15 protein-coding genes are annotated in these 19,226 nt (G+C 43.1%); 3 read left to right on the top strand and 12 right to left on the bottom strand.

What is annotated here, in order from left to right:
• Positions 1-22: 22 nt before the first annotated feature.
• From nusA to CYK47_RS03320, 3 genes are read left to right on the top strand one after another with little or no spacing between them, the layout of a single operon-like run.
• Positions 23-1,507 (top strand): transcription termination factor NusA, encoded by a 1,485-nt coding sequence (gene nusA, locus CYK47_RS03330; protein WP_122898910.1) that lies wholly within the window; start codon positions 23-25, stop codon positions 1,505-1,507.
• Positions 1,508-1,515: 8 nt separating this feature from the next.
• On the top strand, positions 1,516-4,203 hold the full coding sequence (infB, locus tag CYK47_RS03325) for a translation initiation factor IF-2 (RefSeq protein WP_122898908.1): 2,688 nt from the start codon (positions 1,516-1,518) through the stop codon (positions 4,201-4,203).
• On the top strand, positions 4,203-4,607 hold the full coding sequence (locus tag CYK47_RS03320; RefSeq protein WP_122898906.1) for a ribosome-binding factor A: 405 nt from the start codon (positions 4,203-4,205) through the stop codon (positions 4,605-4,607). Before infB ends, CYK47_RS03320 begins: the two co-directional genes overlap by 1 nt.
• 55 nt (positions 4,608-4,662) lie before the next feature.
• Here the strand turns inward: CYK47_RS03320 and CYK47_RS03315 are convergent, their stop codons facing one another.
• The 12 genes from CYK47_RS03315 to CYK47_RS03260 form a co-directional block, all read right to left on the bottom strand.
• A complete protein-coding gene (locus tag CYK47_RS03315; protein WP_122898904.1) occupies positions 4,663-5,070 on the bottom strand; it encodes a Na+/H+ antiporter subunit G in 408 nt (135 codons plus the stop codon).
• A 10-nt stretch (positions 5,071-5,080) separates the two neighbouring features.
• The gene (locus tag CYK47_RS03310; RefSeq protein ID WP_122898902.1) at positions 5,081-5,359 is read right to left on the bottom strand and encodes a monovalent cation/H+ antiporter subunit F; all 279 of its coding nucleotides are present in this window, start codon (positions 5,357-5,359) and stop codon (positions 5,081-5,083) included.
• Positions 5,356-5,874 (bottom strand): Na+/H+ antiporter subunit E, encoded by a 519-nt coding sequence (locus CYK47_RS03305; protein ID WP_122898900.1) that lies wholly within the window; start codon positions 5,872-5,874, stop codon positions 5,356-5,358. Before CYK47_RS03305 ends, CYK47_RS03310 begins: the two co-directional genes overlap by 4 nt.
• Positions 5,874-7,685 (bottom strand): monovalent cation/H+ antiporter subunit D, encoded by a 1,812-nt coding sequence (locus CYK47_RS03300; RefSeq protein WP_122898898.1) that lies wholly within the window; start codon positions 7,683-7,685, stop codon positions 5,874-5,876. The genes CYK47_RS03305 and CYK47_RS03300 overlap by 1 nt, the downstream gene beginning before the upstream one ends.
• Positions 7,685-8,050 carry a Na+/H+ antiporter subunit C gene (locus CYK47_RS03295; protein ID WP_122898896.1) on the bottom strand — a complete coding sequence of 122 codons (366 nt, stop codon included), beginning with the start codon at positions 8,048-8,050 and terminating at the stop codon, positions 7,685-7,687. Before CYK47_RS03295 ends, CYK47_RS03300 begins: the two co-directional genes overlap by 1 nt.
• A gap of 1 nt (position 8,051) precedes the next feature.
• Positions 8,052-10,892, bottom strand: a complete 2,841-nt coding sequence (locus CYK47_RS03290; protein ID WP_122898894.1) for a monovalent cation/H+ antiporter subunit A — start codon at positions 10,890-10,892, stop codon at positions 8,052-8,054.
• Positions 10,893-11,228: 336 nt separating this feature from the next.
• Positions 11,229-12,575: an AAA family ATPase gene (locus CYK47_RS03285; protein WP_122898892.1), complete on the bottom strand. Its 1,347-nt coding sequence runs from the start codon at positions 12,573-12,575 to the stop codon at positions 11,229-11,231.
• Positions 12,576-12,599: 24 nt separating this feature from the next.
• Entirely contained in the window at positions 12,600-14,090 is a 1,491-nt protein-coding gene (locus CYK47_RS03280; RefSeq protein WP_122899014.1) for a UvrD-helicase domain-containing protein, read from the bottom strand.
• 9 nt (positions 14,091-14,099) lie between these two features.
• Entirely contained in the window at positions 14,100-14,882 is a 783-nt protein-coding gene (hisIE, locus tag CYK47_RS03275; RefSeq protein WP_122898890.1) for a bifunctional phosphoribosyl-AMP cyclohydrolase/phosphoribosyl-ATP diphosphatase HisIE, read from the bottom strand.
• A 117-nt stretch (positions 14,883-14,999) separates the two neighbouring features.
• A complete protein-coding gene (locus CYK47_RS03270) occupies positions 15,000-16,076 on the bottom strand; it encodes a patatin-like phospholipase domain-containing protein (RefSeq protein ID WP_122898888.1) in 1,077 nt (358 codons plus the stop codon).
• 81 nt (positions 16,077-16,157) lie between these two features.
• The gene (locus tag CYK47_RS03265) at positions 16,158-17,867 is read right to left on the bottom strand and encodes a hypothetical protein (protein WP_122898886.1); all 1,710 of its coding nucleotides are present in this window, start codon (positions 17,865-17,867) and stop codon (positions 16,158-16,160) included.
• A gap of 198 nt (positions 17,868-18,065) precedes the next feature.
• Positions 18,066-19,166: a hypothetical protein gene (locus CYK47_RS03260; RefSeq protein ID WP_122898884.1), complete on the bottom strand. Its 1,101-nt coding sequence runs from the start codon at positions 19,164-19,166 to the stop codon at positions 18,066-18,068.
• Positions 19,167-19,226: the final 60 nt, after the last annotated feature.

Raw genomic sequence — 19,226 nt, 5'->3', positions numbered from 1 at the left:
AATCTGAACGAATAGGTGACTTATGGCACGTGAAATTCTTACCGTAGTAGAAACGGTTAGTAACGAAAAAGGTGTACCTCGTGAAGCAATTTTCGAAGCGCTGGAGCAAGCGTTAGTTGCTGCCACGAAAAAGAAATTTTACGAAGGCACACACTCGGAAGAAGCACGTTTACGTGTAGAAATTGATCGTAAAACGGGTGACTACCGTACTTTCCGTCAATGGGAAGTCGTGGCTGATGAAGATCACGAAATGCCAGCTTGCCAAGACGCGATCTCTGATGTTGATCCTGCGAAATGGTCAATTGGTGACATTCGTGAGCTTGAGGTTGAATCGATTGATTTCGGTCGTATTGCAGCGCAAATTGCCAAGCAAGTGATCGTGCAAAAAATTCGTGAAGCAGAACGCGCGTTAATTGCTGATGCTTATGAATCTAAAGTCGGTGAGCTGATTTACGGTGAAGTGAAAAAGCAAACTAAAGATGGTTTTATCATTGATCTAGGCGAAAACGCTGAAGCGTATCTTGCACGTGAAGAAATGATTGCAAAAGAAATTTTGCGTCCTAAACAACGTGTCAATGCGATTCTATTTAACGTCAACCGCGAAGGTCGTGGCGCCCAGTTACAACTTTCACGTGCTAAACCTGACATGCTGATTGCGCTGATGAAAAAAGAAATTCCAGAAATTTCTGAAGAAATCATCGAAATTAAAGCAGCTGCACGTCAACCTGGCGTTCGTGCTAAAATCGCTGTAAAAACCAACGATCACCGTATTGATCCTGTAGGTGCTTGTATTGGTATGCGTGGTACACGTATCCAAGCAGTCCAACAAGAACTTAATGGTGAACGTATTGATGTTGTGGTATGGTCAGATGATCCAGCGCAATACATCGCAAGTGCTTTAGAACCTGCTGATGTATCAAGTATTGTGATTGATGAAGATGCAAAAACTGCAGATATCATCTTTGCAACCAGCGATCAGCTTGCTCGTGCCATTGGTTCACAAGGTCAGAACGTACGTTTAGCGTCAGAATTAACTGGCTTTAAACTCGATATGATGCTTGAATCAGAGTACCAAGCACGTCAACAAAATGAAGCACAACAATATCTAGACATGTTTGTGTCGCGTCTTGATATTGCTGAAGACCTAGCAATGGCTTTAGTGGAAATGGGCTTCACTTCGTTAGAAGAAATTGCATATGTTCCAGCAGAAACATTCGATGAAATCGAATTAGATGCTGCAACAGTTGAGATGTTACAAGGCCGTGCTAAAGAAGTAGCTTTAGCAGACGCACTGAAACAACAGGAAAATATCCAAGATCCAAGTGCTGAACTTCTAGCAATGGAAGGAATGACACAAGAGATTGCCTACGCGCTTGCTGCTCGTGGCGTGGTCACTGTCGATGATTTGGCAGACCAAGCTACTGATGATATCGCAGATATCGAAGGTTTAGGTGCTGAGAAAGCGGGTCAACTCATTATGAAAGCGCGCGAATCATGGTTTAACTAGGAGGTAATATGGCGGACAAGTCGATTAAAGATTTGGCATTGAGCGTTGAGCGCTCGGTTGAAACACTTTTAGAGCAAGTTCGTGATGCAGGTTTACCACAACGTAAGCCTGAAGATATTATTTCCACAGAACAACAAGATACCCTCGTGAACCATTTGAAGAAGATTCATGGTCAAGACGTGGGTCAAGCAGGACAAATCACGTTGAAACGTAAAACAACCAGCACCGCTAAGGTAGCAAGTACCTCAGGTAAGGCGAAAACTATTAACGTAGAAGTTCGCAAAAAACATACCTTTGTTAAGCCTGATCCAGAACAGATCAAAGCTGAAGCATTGGCAAAAGCTGAAGCTGATAAAGCAGCTAAAGCTCAAGCTGAACAAAGCCAACCAGTTTCTGGTGCAAACAAAGCAAGCCAAGCTTTAGAAGCAATGCGTGCCGCTGCAAAACAAAGCAGCGAAAAGCAAGAAGTGTCTAAAGCGGCAGTTGTGGTAAAACGCAAATCAACCAACAAGCCAGTGGTAAAATCACAGATTAAACCTGTGGAAACCCCTGAGCAAAAACGTGCGCGTGAAGCACAAGCAGCACAGTTAAAAGCGACTGAAGAAGCAGCACGTCGTCGTGCAGCGGAAGAAGCGCAGCAACGTACGCTTGAGCAAATGCGTCAAATGGCGTCTAAGTATTCAGCTGAAGACAATGCGCCAACCATTCGTGTAGTTGACGATTCTCCGCTTGCAGCTGGCCTTGTTGGTCAAGCATACGAAGATTCATTTAACAAAGAAGACCGTGAAATCAAGCGTGGTACCAATACGCCTAGCACACGCTCACCGAAAAAAGGTGGTCGTCGTGGTGAAGAACAGTCTTTCCGTGATAACCAACATAAACGTGGTCTTAAATCAAGCCAAGCCAACAAACACGGCTTCGAAAAACCTGTTAAAAAACAAGTTTACGATGTTGAAATTGGTGAAACGATTGTTGTTGCAGACCTTGCAGCAAAAATGGCGGTTAAAGTACGTGAAGTGATTAAGTCACTCATGAAGATGGGTGAATTGGTTACACAAAACCAAGCCATTGACCAAGAAATTGCAGCGTTAATCGTAGAAGAAATGGGGCATAACCCAGTTCTAGTATCGGATACGCAAGCTGAAGATAACTTACTTGAAGCAGCAGAAGAAGCACGTGGTGCGCAAACAACGCGTGCGCCAGTGGTTACCATCATGGGTCACGTTGACCATGGTAAAACTTCGCTTCTTGACCGTATTCGCCGTGCTAAAGTGGCAGCGGGTGAAGCGGGCGGTATCACACAGCATATTGGTGCTTACCACGTTAAAACTGAGAAAGGCATTATTACTTTCTTAGATACACCGGGACACGCAGCGTTTACTGCAATGCGTTCGCGTGGTGCTAAAGCGACTGATATCGTCGTGTTAGTTGTTGCAGCAGATGATGGTGTAATGCCACAAACTGCAGAAGCAATCGATCATGCGCGTGCAGCGGGTACACCAATCATTGTTGCAATCAACAAGATGGATAAAGAATCTGCTGATCCAGATCGCGTATTGAACGAATTAACCACCAAAGAAATCGTGCCTGAGCAATGGGGCGGTGACGTACCAGTTGCAATGGTTTCAGCGCATTCTGGTCAAGGTATCGACGAACTTCTTGATTTAATTCTAATTCAATCTGAGTTACTTGAATTAAAAGCGTCTGAAGAAGGTGCTGCGCAAGGTGTTGTGATTGAAGCACGTGTAGACAAAGGCCGTGGTGCGGTAACGTCTATTCTGGTTCAAAACGGTACGTTGAAAGTAGGTGATCTTGTTCTTGCAGGTGCATCTTACGGTCGCGTTCGTGCCATGACTGATGAAAACGGTCAACGTATTAAATCTGCAGGTCCTTCAATCCCAGTTGAGATTTTAGGTCTTCCAGAAGCGCCAATGGCGGGTGACGAAGTTCTTGTTGTGAATGACGAGAAAAAAGCCCGTGAAGTTGCCGATGCGCGTATGGATCGTGAACGTCAAAAACGTCTTGAGCGTCAATCTGCTATGCGTCTTGAAAACATCATGGCGTCTATGGGCAAGAAAGATGTGCCGATTGTGAACGTTGTTCTTAAGACTGACGTACGCGGTACTTTAGAAGCGCTTCACGTTGCACTTGCTGAACTTGCAACTGACGAAGTGAAAGTACGTATTATTGGTTCAGGTGTCGGTGCAATCACTGAGTCTGACGTAACACTTGCTGAATCTTCAGAAGCGGTTCTTCTCGGCTTCAACGTCCGTGCTGATACCACTGCACGTCAAAAAGCAGACGCAGATAGCATCGACATTCGTTACTACTCAGTGATCTATCAATTGATTGATGACGTGAAAGCAGCAATGAGCGGTAAGCTGGCACCAGAACACCGTGAAACGATTCTAGGTGTGGCGCAAGTACGTGAAGTGTTCCACTCAAGTAAGTTTGGTGCAGCTGCTGGCTGTATGGTACTTGAAGGTGTGTTACACCGTAACAAACCGATTCGTGTATTACGTGATGACGTGGTTGTGTTCCAAGGTGAGCTTGAATCACTTCGTCGTTATAAAGACGTGGTTGAAGAAGTTCGTGCTGGTATGGAATGTGGTCTTGCGGTTAAAGGCTACAAAGACATCAAACCACTTGATAAGATCGAAGTGTACGATGTTCAATTGATTAAACGGAGTCTTTAATGGCGGGTAGTCAACGTCTGAAGCGTATGGCGGATACAGTACAACGTGAGTTGTCTGAACTGATCCGTCAGGAGCTGAAAGATCCGCGTTTAGGTGGTCTAGTGACCATCTCTGCGGTGAAAGTCAGCCCAGACTTAGGTTATGCGGAAGTTTACGTGACTGTGATGGGTCGTGAACTTGGCGATGAACAAAGTGAAGCGGCAAACAAAGAAACTTTAGAAGTTTTAAACAAAGCATCTGGTTTCTTACGCCATGAGCTCAGCCGTCGTATTAACACACGTATTACGCCACGTTTACGTTTCCATTACGACAAAACCAATGCATATGGCAACTATATGTTTGGTCTGATTGCTGAAGCTGTAAAAGATTTACCTGCAGCGGATGACCACAAAGACGACCAATAAGTTGTCCTAAAAAAAGCCACCTTCGGGTGGCTTTTTTTTGGCTGCTATTTTTTAGTTAAGTAATATCGTGGTTGTCGTGTTTGACTTGTTTTTGATAGCGTTTAAAACTACGACGATGCTTTTGCCAAGGTAGCGGACGTTCTAAGCTCTCGGGTACCTCACCACTCATTGAGCGTAGGCGTAAATGCAGTGCAGCTTGTGCCATTAAATTTGCCGATACAGGAGCTGTAATAAAAGCAAATAAGGTAATTAATATTTCTGCAAAACCAAAACGTCCATGGGCAGCGGAAAATAAAATCGCCGCTAATAAAAAGCCACCTAAGCCTAAGGTACTGGATTTAGTGGGTGCATGCAGGCGCATAAATAAATCGGGTAGGCGTATCATGCCAATACCCCCCACTAACATAAACAGCGCCCCCACCACCAAGCAGACCGATACTAAAATTTCTAAGGCTAAATACATGCTTTTGCTCCTAGTCGATCACATGGCCAGTGGTAAAATAACGTGCCAAAGCGGCCGTCGAAACAAAGCCAAGCATTGCAACCAAAAGCGCGCCTTCAAACAATGAAGTGCTGGTCCAATAAATCCCCAACACCACCACTAAACCTGTGGCATTTAAGAATAATGTATCCAGTGCTAATAAGCGGTCCACAATCGAGGGACCAATCACTAAGCGATATAAGCACATTAACATTGAGATGGTAATCGCCAGCAGGCTAATGCCTAAGGCATAAGGCAAAATTGTAGTCATGCCACATCTCCTGTTTTTACGTCAAAAATTTGCATTAAAGGTCGTTCATAACGCGCTTTAATGGTTTTGATTTCTTCTTCTATATCATCTGTACTTAAGGCATGAACCAAAATATCACCACGATCTTGGTCAATCCCAGCAGTCACAGTACCAGGTGTTGTGGTAATGATCATCGCCAGTAAAGTGTTGACTTGTTCATGCTGGGTTTCGAGTGGCACACGGAACCATTTAGGCTGTAAGCGGTCGGTTGGCCCCAATACCAATTTCGCCACACGTAGGTTAGAAATCACAATATCCCAAACCACGACCAAAAACAGTTTGATCGAGGGTAGCCACTGAATGTCAGGGGTGCGTTCCACAAATGGTCGAATCAGGCGTGGAATCACAATCGCTAAGATCAGTGCCATCACTAAGCTGCCAATAGCGATACTATGTGCCAGCATGATCCAACTTACAGCGACTAACACCGAAACAAAAGGATGCGGAAACCAGCGCTCCATAAAGCGATATTGCATTAGTATGCCTCCTGTACGGGTTGTAGTTTGTCACCTTGAGGATCATTGATCTCTTGTTCTTGTGCCGCAATTTGACGCTGTTTAAACTCAGAAATATGTTCACCTTGTAAGGTGTTTTCTGAAATTAAATAAGGAATCAAATGAGCATTTGGATCCAGATTTTCGCCACCATATTTAGTTTCTGGTAGGTTTTTAGGATCATAAGGTTGTACGCTAATTGGCTGATCATCACCATCACGTTTTAAAATCGTCTGCTCATAGAGCGGATTATGTTGTATTTGTGCTGCGGTATTTTGCATATAACGTTGAATCGGTGCTGCAAATAGCACATAAGCGATTAGCATCGCCAATAAGATATAAATTGCAGTGTCATTACGTTTTGGGGCTGTGGCAGGTAGCGCTTGGTAAGCCACATAAGCTTCACTGTTGACATCATCTTCGGGTTTAGTGGCACGCCAAAATAAGATAAAACCAACGCGAGTAAAGCCAATAATACTGATTAAACTTACCAGTAAAATAATGCCAATAATCCAGCCTTGATACGCGTGACCTGCTGAGGCTTGCAGGATAAAGACTTTACCTAAAAAGCCACTAAACGGTGGTAAACCTGCCATCATTAAGGCAATGATTAAGAAGGTCATAGAGGCCGTTTTTTGTTGCTTCATTTGCGGTGCAACTTTTAAATGATCTTTAAATTCACCGCGCTGTGATGTAATCCAACCACTCAGTAAATACAAAGCTGCGGCAATTAACGTACTATGCAGCATGTAATACAACGCACCTGACCATGCTTGCGTATTGAGCATGGCAATGGCCACTAAGATCGTACCTACCGAAGATAAAATCATAAAGCCGACAAAGCGACGTAAACGCTCAGCACCTAAGGCAGCAATTGCGCCATACAATGAAGTGACTAGACCAATTACCAAAAGCCACGGCATTAAAATACTATGGCTTAAGCTGTCGTCAAACACCGTACCATTGACACGCAAAATCGCATAAACACCGACTTTGGTCATAATGGTAAAGAAGGCCGCAACAGGGGTGGCAGCAACGGCATAGGTTTTAGGTAACCAAAAACCTACAGGTAACATGGCAGCTTTAATGCCAAATACTACAAACAGCATTAAGCCACCCGCTACAGCCAGTTTATGCTGATCAGGTTCAAGCAGCGGCATCAAACGTGCCACATCTGCCATATTCAGGCTACCTACGCTGCCATAAATCATCCCTAAGCCAATCAGAAACAGGGCAGAGGCTAACAGGTTAATGGTGACGTAATGAATGCCTAACTGAAAGCGCACTTTGCCTTGACCATGCAACAGTAAGACATAAGAGGCCATCAATAAGATTTCAAAGAACACGAACAGGTTAAATAAGTCACCTGTTAAAAATGCTCCGCACAGACCCATGATCAAGAAATGCAGCATGGCATGGAAATAGCGGCCACGTTCATCCCATTGACGGCTGGCATACCATAAAATAGGTACAGCTAAGGCATAGGTCAGTACCAGCATTAGCGCAGACAATTGGTCTAACACCAAAATAATGCCAAAAGGCGCTGCCCATTCACTTAAATTGTAAATGGTGATTTGTCCTGTACTGGCATAGCTCAAATAGCAAAGCGCTGTGGCTAAACCAAGCGTTGCGGACACATAGCTAATGCCACGTCGCCAAGGTTGGCGCCAATCATTGGCTAAAGCGCCTGAACCAGGATTACCCAGTAATACCAAAATAAAGGCAGTGCAGGCTGGAATTAAAATACTAAAAATGGGTGCATGTTGCTGCCAAAATTGCAGAAGATCAGTCATTATGGCTCATCCTCACGAGGGTCTGTGGCAGGTAAATCTTCTTTGGAGTCAACGTGATCTGTCCCCGATTCATAACGACTACGTAATGCAAGTTGCACAATAAAGGCTGTGGTGGCAAAACCAATCACAATGGCGGTCAGAACTAAGGCTTGCGGTAAAGGGTCGGTGACCTGTGTGGCTTGAGTCAGTACTGCGGGTGAGTTTAATTGCACTCTTCCCATGGTGAATAAGAAAATATTCACCGCATAACCAATCATGGCAAGCCCAAGAACCACAGGAAAGGTACGCGCCCGTAAGATTAAATAAATCCCTGCGGAAACCAATAAACCAATCGCAGAGGCTAATAAAAATTCTAAGCTAATCATCTTATTTCCCCTTTGGTACTGGACCGGTCATGGTCGAGTGACGTGAGTCGCCAAGTACAGAAATCAGTAACATGGTGGCACCAACGACGGTGATATATACCCCAAGATCAAATAGGGCAGCCGAGGCTAAATGCATTTCACCCAGTAAAGGCGGCGAAACATAAATATGTGCACTGGTGAGGAACGGACGTCCCCAGAACCATGCCCCCATCCCCGATAGACCAGCAATGATTAAGCCTGTACCAATCCAAATTTCATACAAGCGGCCAGATTTGGCTTTGAGCATCTGTTCGGTGCGGTCTTGACCTAGGGCGATATATTGAATCACCAAGGCCATTGAGGTGACTAAACCTGCAATAAAGCCGCCACCTGGTAAGTTATGCCCACGTAAGAAAATATAGACACTCACCACTAGCGCCAACGGTAAAATCCATGATGCGGTCATACGTAGCATCAATGGTGATGGATTAAAGCGATAGGTTAAGCCTTGGGTGATGGTGGTTCCGTGAGCACGCATACCATCCATCATACATAGCGCACCAATTGCTGCGATACCAAGCACGGTAATTTCACCAAAGGTATCAAAGCCACGGAAATCAACTAAGATGACGTTCACCACGTTAGTACCGCCACCTAACGGAATAGATTGCTGTAAGAAGAACCATGAAATTGAATGATGATCACGCGTCATGATCAGCCATGCGATCCAACCTACGGCAAAACCACCACCAATGGCAATAATTGCATCGCGCCAGCGGCGTGAACGGCTCGATTCATAAGGCGTAAGCTGTGGTAATAAAGACAGACTCATAAGTAACAATACAGTTGTCACGACATCAACTGTAATTTGCGTGAGCGCTAAATCTGGTGCAGATAAACCCACAAAAATCATGGTTACAACTAAGCCGACTGCACCACTAATCAGAACGGCTTTAATCCGTTCATGATGGAACCAGAGCATCATCCAGCAAGCTGAGAATAATAGCAGCCATAATACAATCGCCAAGATTGGGGCTTGAGTAAGCTGGCGTGTTCCAGTTCCTAAATCTTGGAAGATCAGTGGTAGAGCAACCAGTGCAATGGCAAAGACAATGATATAAAATAGATAGCTTTGCAAAGAGCCTGTTTCGGTGCTGCGCTTAATCTTACGTGCCGATTGCAAGAGCTGTTTTAAGGCATCCTCAAACAGCAATTTACCTTGTAACTTGCCTAAATATGGATCGAGATCAATTTCACGTAAGCGACCACCTTTGGCCAAGGCAAAGTAGAACAGCAATCCACCCACAAGAGCAATGATACTCATAAATAAAGGTGCGTTAATGCCATGCCAAAGTGCTAAATGTGTGCCTTCAAAAGCAAAGTTTTGGGTACTGGCGCGTGCTGTCGCATTGACAATATTTTCAACTAGCAGGCTAGGGAGAATACCTACGGCAATACACAATAATGCCAATAAGGTTGCTGGTGCACGCATACCAAAGGGTGGTTCATGCGCATCTTTATTGGGAACATTTTTACCCAATGGGCCGTCAAAAAATATCCCATGGACCAAACGGGTAGAATAAGCCACCGCAAAGATACCTGCTAAAGTTGCCATCACGGCCGAACCCAGCATAATTGGTCCACTTAAGTTAGCCAACAGTTCGGTAAAGAACATTTCTTTAGATAAGAAGCCGTTGGTCAGCGGTACACCTGCCATTGAGGCAGCAGTGATCATGGTTAGGGTTGCAGTAAATGGGAGTAATTGCCAAAGCCCAGAGAGCTTACGTAAATCTCGCGTACCTGATTCATGGTCAATGATGCCAGCAATCATAAATAGCGCAGCTTTAAAGGTGGCATGGTTAATAATATGGAAAATTGCTGCAGCCACGGCTAAAGGTGAACCAATCCCCAATAAACACATGATTAGACCCAAATGACTAATGGTCGAGTAGGCCAATAAACCTTTGAGATCTTCTTTAAAGATGGCAAAAAAGGCTGCCATACATAGGGTAAATAAACCCACAAAAGTGACAATGTTATGAAATAGTGCAGCACCTGCAAAAATGGGCAGTAAACGCGCAACTAAGAAAATACCCGCTTTAACCATAGTGGCTGAATGCAGATAGGCCGACACGGGAGTAGGTGCAGCCATGGCATTGGGTAACCAAAAATGAAACGGAAATTGCGCACTTTTGGTAAAAGCACCTAGTAAAACCAATAACAGCATCGGCACAAATAATGCATGACTTTGAATTTGATCGCTCATGTTTAGCAGTTGATCAATCTCATAAGTGCCTGTCATTTGCCCAAGCAGCACAAAGCCACCCAGCATGGCCAGTCCGCCCATTCCTGTGATGGTGAGTGCCATACGAGAACCGCGCTGGGCTGCGTCGTAATTGCTCCAATATCCAACCAATAAAAATGAAGAAATACTGGTCAGCTCCCAAAAAGTCAGCAATAAGATGAGGTTGTTGGAGAGCGAAATCCCCAGCATCGCGGCCATAAATAGCAGAAGTAGCACATACAATTTGCTGAGGGAGTTTTTGGGGCCTAAATAATAATAGGCATAAGTAAAAATTAAGGTGCCAATGCCAGTAATTAGTAGGGCAAAGAGGAGTGCTAAGGCATCCAAACGAAAGCTAAAATTTAAACCTAATTCTGGCAACCATGCCCATGTTTGGGTAATCACATGGCCATTAAATACATCGGGGGCTTGTAAAAGCAAAAGAATTAAACTGCTTAAACTGACCCCAATTGCCGCGAAAGCCGTTACCCCGCGCGAAAATTGCTTCAGCCACGAGACAAGGGTGGTGCCTAGTACTAGCGGTAATAAGATAATAATCGGTAGCACACTGATATCCATTGTCGTGATAGGTTAAAAACCTAAGAGTGAATCTTATTTTTTCAAACTTACAGGATCACAAGGAGTCATCCAAAAGAGGCTCAAGTTTGAAAACCAAATGTGTTTTACAGGTGTATATAACAAGTTGTGTTGCGCAACTTGATGAAAAAAGCTACAGTAAAATCGGATTTTACTATAAAAGTGTTGATTTTATCTGATCTTATTACATGAACAAAACAACTTCAAACACTTTCGCGCAGACATAACAAAAACATTATACGCCTGCCTATTTTGGATGTTGTTTGATGATTAAGCAGATAGACACTTTGTTTAACAACCCGTCTAGCTGTTTATTTTTTATTTAAGATCAGCTCGTGTCTGAGCAATATTTTCACCTATTTGCTGCTGTAGCTCTTGTAATAATTGTTGTTGTTGCTCAGGACTTAACTCTAAAACATGCTGCAATAATTGTTGATAGTGTTCTTGTTGGTCATGCAGTGGTTCTGCATGGTCGAGCTGTGTTGGCTCTTGTAATAATTCAGCATAGACTTGCTGATAACGCTCATCTAACAGTTGTGCTGGGCTTTGTAGGGGTTTAAGTGCTAAATCGGCCAGTTGGAGATAATGGTAGCTGCTTTTTTGTGACAATAATTCAGGCTGTGCGGTGCTAACAATTATTTGTAACTGAGGAAAGGCCTGCTCAAGGCGTCCTAAAATTTCTGCACAATGTGCCTCATCAAGTTGCTGCTCAATTTGATCGATCAGTACAATACCATTACCCACCAAACATGGCTCAAGCTGCTGAGGATTTAGCACGCATAAGCGCCGCACAATATCGCCAACTAAAGCAATCCACACTTTTAAGCTGTTAGATAGTTGTTGATACATTAATACTTCACCACGCACTTTCACTTTAAGCTGAATTTTCGGTTGATATTCTAAGATCAAATCTTCAACTTCGGGCAAAACAGTCGTTAAGCTGGTTTTAAGAGCAGTTAAATGTGGGCGTAGGGGCTGTAATTGAAATTGTGCCTGAAAGTCATCTAAATCAATTTGGCTTAAGTGTTCTAAATAGGCTGCGCTATGTGCATTTTCGATATCATGTATTTCACGTAACCATTCAAAAAAACGACTAAAGGTGGTGTAAGGGATGCTGGCTAAGTCATAAGCATGTACAGGCTGCAACACTTGCGGATTGTTTTTGCTTAATAGGTTCACGTCGTTAATAAAACGTTCGGCAGGGTAGTAGACAAGCAGTGGCAGTCCATAATCTGGATCATGTCTAATGGCCTGTTGATACAGCTTAACCAAGTTTTCGAGTTGCGTGGTTTCTACGGTGCTAATGCTACTGTTTTGGGTATGCGTTTTTTTAAGCTGCCATGTGTAGATTCTAGGTTGTCTTTCTTCAGGCGAAATTTCTTGGCTTAATTGATGTAAAGATTGCGAAATTTTAATACTGATTCGGATTTGCGAGGCGATTGCTTGCTGGCGAATATCTTGGGATAGCATCACTACGCCTGCGGTTTTTAAGTCACGATAACGACCTTGAAACCAAGTTAGGCCATGATAGAGGTTTTTTAAAATAGTGGTTTTACCTGTGCTTTGTGCACCGCTAATGACCGTGACAGTACAATCTGCAGGAATATTTAAAACGAGTTTGGGAAAATGCGCGGTATTATGCAGATGCAATGCGTAAAGCTTCATAAGTCACCTTATTGTTGTTTTACCTTATCTACGCATTGATGGCGGCATCTTCTTTTGCAGTAATTGCATCAAGTCATAAATATGGTGAATATTTAGACTTACTTTAGCACGCGTACAGGCTACGTAAAGTAGGCGTAACTCTTCGTCACTAATTTTATAATCGTTTTGATTGAGCTTAAATTGGTAATCGTCTTCAATATGTACGCGATTCCACTCTAAACCTTTGGCTTTATGCGCCGTGGAAATAATATAGTCGGCTTGCCCAATCGGGGTGATTTTGGCTAAAGCACGTTTTAAGGCATCCGTACCATGATCATCGACCAATTTCACTAAAGGCTTAATATCACTACCTTCATTGGTTTCGCAATATTCATGGACATCATGCCAAGAGTTAAACCATGCCAACTCTGGCACATCATTGGGACGACGGCCTTGTTTGAGCATACTCGCAGCATCAACAAAACGACCCAATTTGGCATGATCGGCTTGTAAGCTGACTTTATCGCCTTGTACCAAACCTGAAAGTAGCAGCTCCATAGCACGAGCATTGGTACGACATAAAATCGCATCACGTTGTTTGTAATGTACTTTATTAATCACTTTAGAACTAAGTTCTTGATAACCGAGCAGAGGCACCGTTTCGCCTAAACTGCTTAAAATCGCATTGGCATTGGCGGCAATCTCTGAGCCAAAACGAAAGGATGTGGTCAGACGTGATTCAGGCAATGGCAGTTTTTGCATGGCATTAATTGCACCACGCCATGCATAAATTTGCTGATGTGCATCCCCCACATAAATCACTTGTGAACGTTGCTGACGCAGCAAAATACCCAGCATTAAGGGATCGGCATCTTGGGCCTCATCAAACAAAACATAATCGGCAGGAATGTTCGGCTCAGACAGCGCCCAAAATTTTAAATAAATATCGTGTCCAATACCAGCTTGATGATTGGGGTCAATCGATTCTAACCAACGACGCTCCACGGCAGGATATAAATGTTTTTGTAAACTGTCGATATCGTCAGGATGCAGCCAACTTGGTGCTTGCAAATGCCTCGGTGCGGGATATTGCGAACTGGTCGAGCAGAAAAAACCAACTGCATCAGCCACTAAACTGGCTAAACGCGATGGCATCAATACATATTTTTCATAACGTCCGCCCATAAGGCGACGTAAAGTGATGGGTTGTAATTGATATTCTTTGGCGAGAAAACTTGGACTTAAACGTGGCAAACGTAATTTGTCGGTAATGCCACGCCCAACATTGCGATAGGCAAGCGAGTGGAAAGTACGACAATCGACATTGTTGCCAAATTTTTGTTGGGCTTCAGTGGCAATGGCTTTGTTAAAAGCTAAGTACATGCCACGCCGCTGGGGCATGGCATGACTCATCATCTGTAAGGTGGTGGTTTTACCTGTGCCAGCATAGGCAATCACCTTAAAGGAATTGCCTTGGCAAGCTTGCTCAATGGCAACGGCTTGTTCAGCAGTGGGCTGATGAGAAAATGCAGACACAGACACAACTTAATGTTGACGGTTGGCTTTTTCAAGCAAACCTGATAAACCTTGACGACGTGCCAATTCATTGAGAACCAGTTGCACATCAAGGTCAAAGTAACCGAGCATGACAATGGTATGGAACCAAAGATCAGCCACTTCGTAAATTAAGTCATTTTTGTTGTCTTCAGAAGCTTGAGCTTTAAAGTCTTTAGCCGCAATGATGGTTTCAACGCTTTCCTCACCGACCTTTTCTAAAATTTTATTTAAACCTTTGTGATATAGCTTCGCGACATAAGATGAATCAGGATCAGCCGCTTTACGCTCTGCCATCATTTGACCCAAATAAGACAACACTTCAACTTGTTCAGCTTGAGCAGTTGAGGCATTCATGGCGATGGTATGTGGGTTAGTGGATTTTTCGCCATAGATCGCGTTTGGATCTTTGAGCTGTGCATCGACAATTTCCCAACCATTTGGCGTCAATTTACGGTAGAAACATGATTCACGACCGGTATGACAAGCAATGCCGCCGTGTTGTTCAATTTGCAGCACGATAACATCGGCATCACAGTCTAAACGGATTTCATGTACGGTTTGGAAATGACCAGATTCTTCACCTTTATGCCAAAGTTTTTGACGTGAACGTGAGAAATACACTGCTTGGTTTTTCTCAGCGGTCATTGCTAAAGATTCACGGTTCATCCAAGCCACCATCAATACGCGTCCCGTTTGATGATGCTGCGCAATAGCAGGGACTAACCCTTGTTCGTTAAATTTTACTTCATCGAGCCATTGCAGATTGTTCATTGGATTCACCTAAAGGTTATAAAAGAAAAGTGCAGAATTTTGCGTGCTTCATCTTAGCCTAATCACAGCCGTTTTGACATTAAAAAAAGCGCTTTTACGACAGTGGCTGTCGTGCAATTAAGTGAAGTTTTGCATCACAGCAGCTAAGTTTTGCTGCTCAATCAATTCTAAAAATTCATCCCCTAAACGCTGACTTTCACTAACACTTTGCTGCCAGAATTTAATGCGTGTGGCTTGATCTAAACCTTTTAACGAAAAATCTTTACGATCGGGTAAACGCCCTAACGGCAAACTGGCTAAATACTCAGGCGATGGCGCAATGAGTAAAGTACGTGCTTGACGACTTGGTTTGGCGCGGCGTTTAATCATTTTGTCAAACCAACCGGGGGTAATTGAGTCAGTAAAATGCGGATACAGCACAATACCTTGGCTGTTAAAGTCTAAGTCTAGGTGATAATCAATTAAGCCACCATCACGATAACTGCCCTTGGCATCAGGAATATTATTCACTGCATTCATCACGCCAGGAATTGAAGCGGATGCCATCAGCCAACTTAAAATATTATCTGGATTGAGTGGGTGATAATGGGTGGTAAATTCATCTTGTACCTGAAACTGGGCACCATATGCAGGCTGACTAATCACGCGTTGCATAAACAAACGGTTGTTTTTACGCGATAAGGCATTCGTGCCAATAATCCCTGCAACAGAGGCGAGTAAGGGCAAGGCGCGGTCACTTTGAAACAGATGGCGAGCTTTGGCAGAAATAATCGTCAGATGGTAATCGGGATGATTCAGCATGTGTTGTTCACGACCTTGGACTAAATCCAACAGCATCTGCTGACAAATCTTGCCAATATCGTGCATGCTCATGTGCTTATCAAAATATAAGTGGGTATATAAATCAGCTAAGCGGCTTAAGCCTTCACTTGCTCCCCAAGCGGTAATACTAGCAAAACGCCATGCCCCAATCGATGAGCCAATTAAGGTACGGCGTTTTGGTGCTTGTGTTAAAAAGTTCTCGAAAATCGCTTGGTCCAAACCAAAAATACCAATGCCTTTCGGGCCGCCTGCAGCACCGGGGATGATATCGACATCTTGTGCCTGTAAACCATGCTGTAAAATATGTTGTTGAGCGAGATGACCTGCACGAATGGTGAGGGCAGGCGCAGATTTTTTTAGAATATAGCGCATTGTTAAAATTGGGATGCGTCAAAATAAAAAGATCAACAAGCTTAGCATAAGCCTGTTGATCTGATGTGGTTTGAGATGGATTTAAGGTGCGATTTTAAACTTCCCAGTCAAGCCAGCCCCATATACGCTCTGATCTAATTGATAACGTAGCGCTAACACTGGTGCATTGCGATGATCATAGGCAACCACTGCATCAGGGTGCTCGATGACACCAGTTACAGTCACAGTTTCACCGCCTAAGGGTAAATTGGCTAAGCCCGCCAATTGTGGTGCAATTTGCGATAACACTGCAGCATTTAAGGCAATTTTACCATTTTGTAATACATTAATATCGCGGCTAAGAGTTAATTCCGTATTTGTCACGCTGCTTAAATTAGAGGCAAGTGCTAATTCGGCACCTTGTGGTAACACAGCACGCGTCAGTACGCCATTGGTATCAAAGCTTAAATTTAACTGGTCAATCGCAAGGACTAAACTTTTGCTTAAGGTATTAATTTTTAAACCAGCACTCACTTGCAGATTTTGACCGCGTTGCGCGCCATAACTGTGTAAATCAAGGCTAATGCCATTTAATTGATTGAGGTCAATTGGCTGCTGTAAAGAGTTAATCAGGGCATCAGCTGCATAGCTTTGATCCATGACATTAATTTGTGCCAACTTGATGTAATCGCGATAGAAATCTGGTGCTGAAATTAAGTTATCTAATACCAACTCAGGATTAATACTGCTTTCAGGTTGATAGACTTCAATTAAATCTAACAGTTGTTCAAAATGGCTGCTGATATTAGTGCTTGGGTCAGCACTTAGAATAGCATCACTAATTTCTGCTAACACTGTAGCCGCTTCATCTGCTGGTAGCGTTAAGCTTTCGGCTAAATTTGTCACGACTTTATGGGTGCTATTAGATTCTTTAGCTGCCTGAATATTGTCCTGAGTGGCTTGTTGAATCGCATCAACCCCTTGGGCAAAGGTTGTTGGCGATAAGTTCTGTAAAGTCTCTTCTACAGCAGCAATATTATTTTGAATCAATGGTATGGCTAATGCGCTCAGGTTTGCACTGACTGCAGCTAAATCACTACGATATTCTGGTTCTAGATGTTCTTGAATGCTCGATAAGGTTTGGCTCAGAGTCGATTCAATCAAAACCTGATCTTGTAAGCTCAGTACATTATTGCGATTGCTCAGCGCTGTGCTTAAGGCTGCAAAGGTGGCTAGAGTAAACTCTTCTTCTGGAATCGAGTCACCTAAAGGCGCAATACTATTTTTAATTTGTTCAACAAGTTGTTGTACAACTGCTGTTTTGACATATAAGTCTTGGTTTTGCATTGGGTCGGCAGATAACAGTTGCGTACCTTGTAAACCTAAAGCCCGTGCAATCTGTTGTGCTGCGGCATTTACATTTTGTCCTTGCTCCACTTGCATTTGAATCAGTGTGGTAATTGGCGATACGATCACTTGCGTAGATGTAGAGCGCGGTGCGATCAACACATCAGAGAAGGGTAAATTGCTGGTGCGGTCAAGACCGCCACTCACATGAATCGTACTAGAGCTACAGTTGTTTGGAAATTTAAAGAAACCATTTGCATCAGTTTCTGCAGTTTCTGGATTTTTTGTCGTGGCATTCATACAGTCTTTAAACACCACCAATGCCCCTGCTAAGGGGCCATCAATTGCACGGCCTTCTTTATTGACCGGTGTGCTGCCACTGCTACTTCCCCCGCCACCACACCCGACTAAAACGGCTGCAATTGATAAACTTAAGAATGAGCTGTAAAAAGCTTTATTTTTCATTGTTATGACCCTTATTAAGATATTTTTTCTAGTTATAGCAAAAAACAACAAAAAATAAACAATCTTTTAAATTTATTTTCTTTTTTTAAATATCAGTAAATACAATATTTTAAGTGATTTATTTTTAAAATAACGTGAATCTTGAAGTAAAAAGCACTTCATATTTTACAATCAAGTGCTTTGAGTGGTGAGTCTAATTTAGAAGCTATGCAAGCGTAGACCGATTGAGGCTAAACCATAGCGCTTATCTAAACGTGAAGCTGTTGTACCATTATATAAAAATGGAATTTGCCCGACAAAGTTATGTTGATACAGCTCACCTTGTACAAAAGCACTCATTTTAGGGTTTAGGTCATAGCTGAGTTTTAGACCTAATTGATGATTGTCTTTAATGGCACTGTTACCAAATTGCGCAACCCGATCATCAATATCTTGACGCCATAAATATTGATATTGATAGGCGATTTGGCTTTCAAATTGTTGGTAACGCCAATTCCATGAGCCGCCTAGGCTGGCAAAATAACTATCGTAATTGAGGTCTTTATCAACTTCTAAACCATAGTCTTTAGCGTCACCTGTAATTTCAAGTTGATGTACGGTTGAACCACCAATTTTACATGGTGCAGCCAGTTGACCTGTATATTGGTTATTGGATCCGACATTGATATCTGCTAAACAGCCTTGATAAAGGGTGCGCATTTTAAGATTTTCAATTTCGACTTTGCTATAACCTAGACTGGCAAAGGCATTGACTTGGTTCATGTGGTCAATTTTACGTGAAAATAGCGCATCAAATTGCAGTTGTAAGTCTTGTGGCTTGGTCACACTAACTTGATCAAAAGTATGTGTATTGATACGAGTGGGGCTAGATTTAGTTAGCTCATCACTACGATTTCCCCAAACACTGGCACGAAATGCTATAGCATCATTGTGTGCTAAAAATGGCAATTCAGGTTGATAGCGAACGCCAAGCAATGCGCTATGAATCGTATTGGTATCTGGCGCTAAGTCGATATCACGGTAATAATAACTACCTTCGATGCTCCACTTAGGATTAAGCTGATATTCAGCAGCAATATGCCCACCGATATAATCGCCACGATCTCCGCTCACACCTTCGCTTTGACGCATATCAAACACATCAATCGTGTCATTCACGGCATCTAAGGCTACAGTTAGCTGAAGCGCTGAATCTTGCGCTTTAAAGTCATTGGCTTGTAAAAATAGGTCATTGGGCGCGGCTAGAGTATAACCACTTGCACACGCGCCTAGAGCAAGACACAAAGTTTTTAGGTTCATAGATATTTAATATAAAAAGATCAGAAAAATAAAAAAGGTCAGCATGTTGATGCTGACCTA

The sequence above is a fragment of the Acinetobacter sp. B51(2017) genome (assembly GCF_003711395.1).
GTDB lineage: Bacteria > Pseudomonadota > Gammaproteobacteria > Pseudomonadales > Moraxellaceae > Acinetobacter.
Note: the sequence above shows the minus strand (reverse complement) of the source record. Positions and strands in the feature narration are given on the sequence as shown.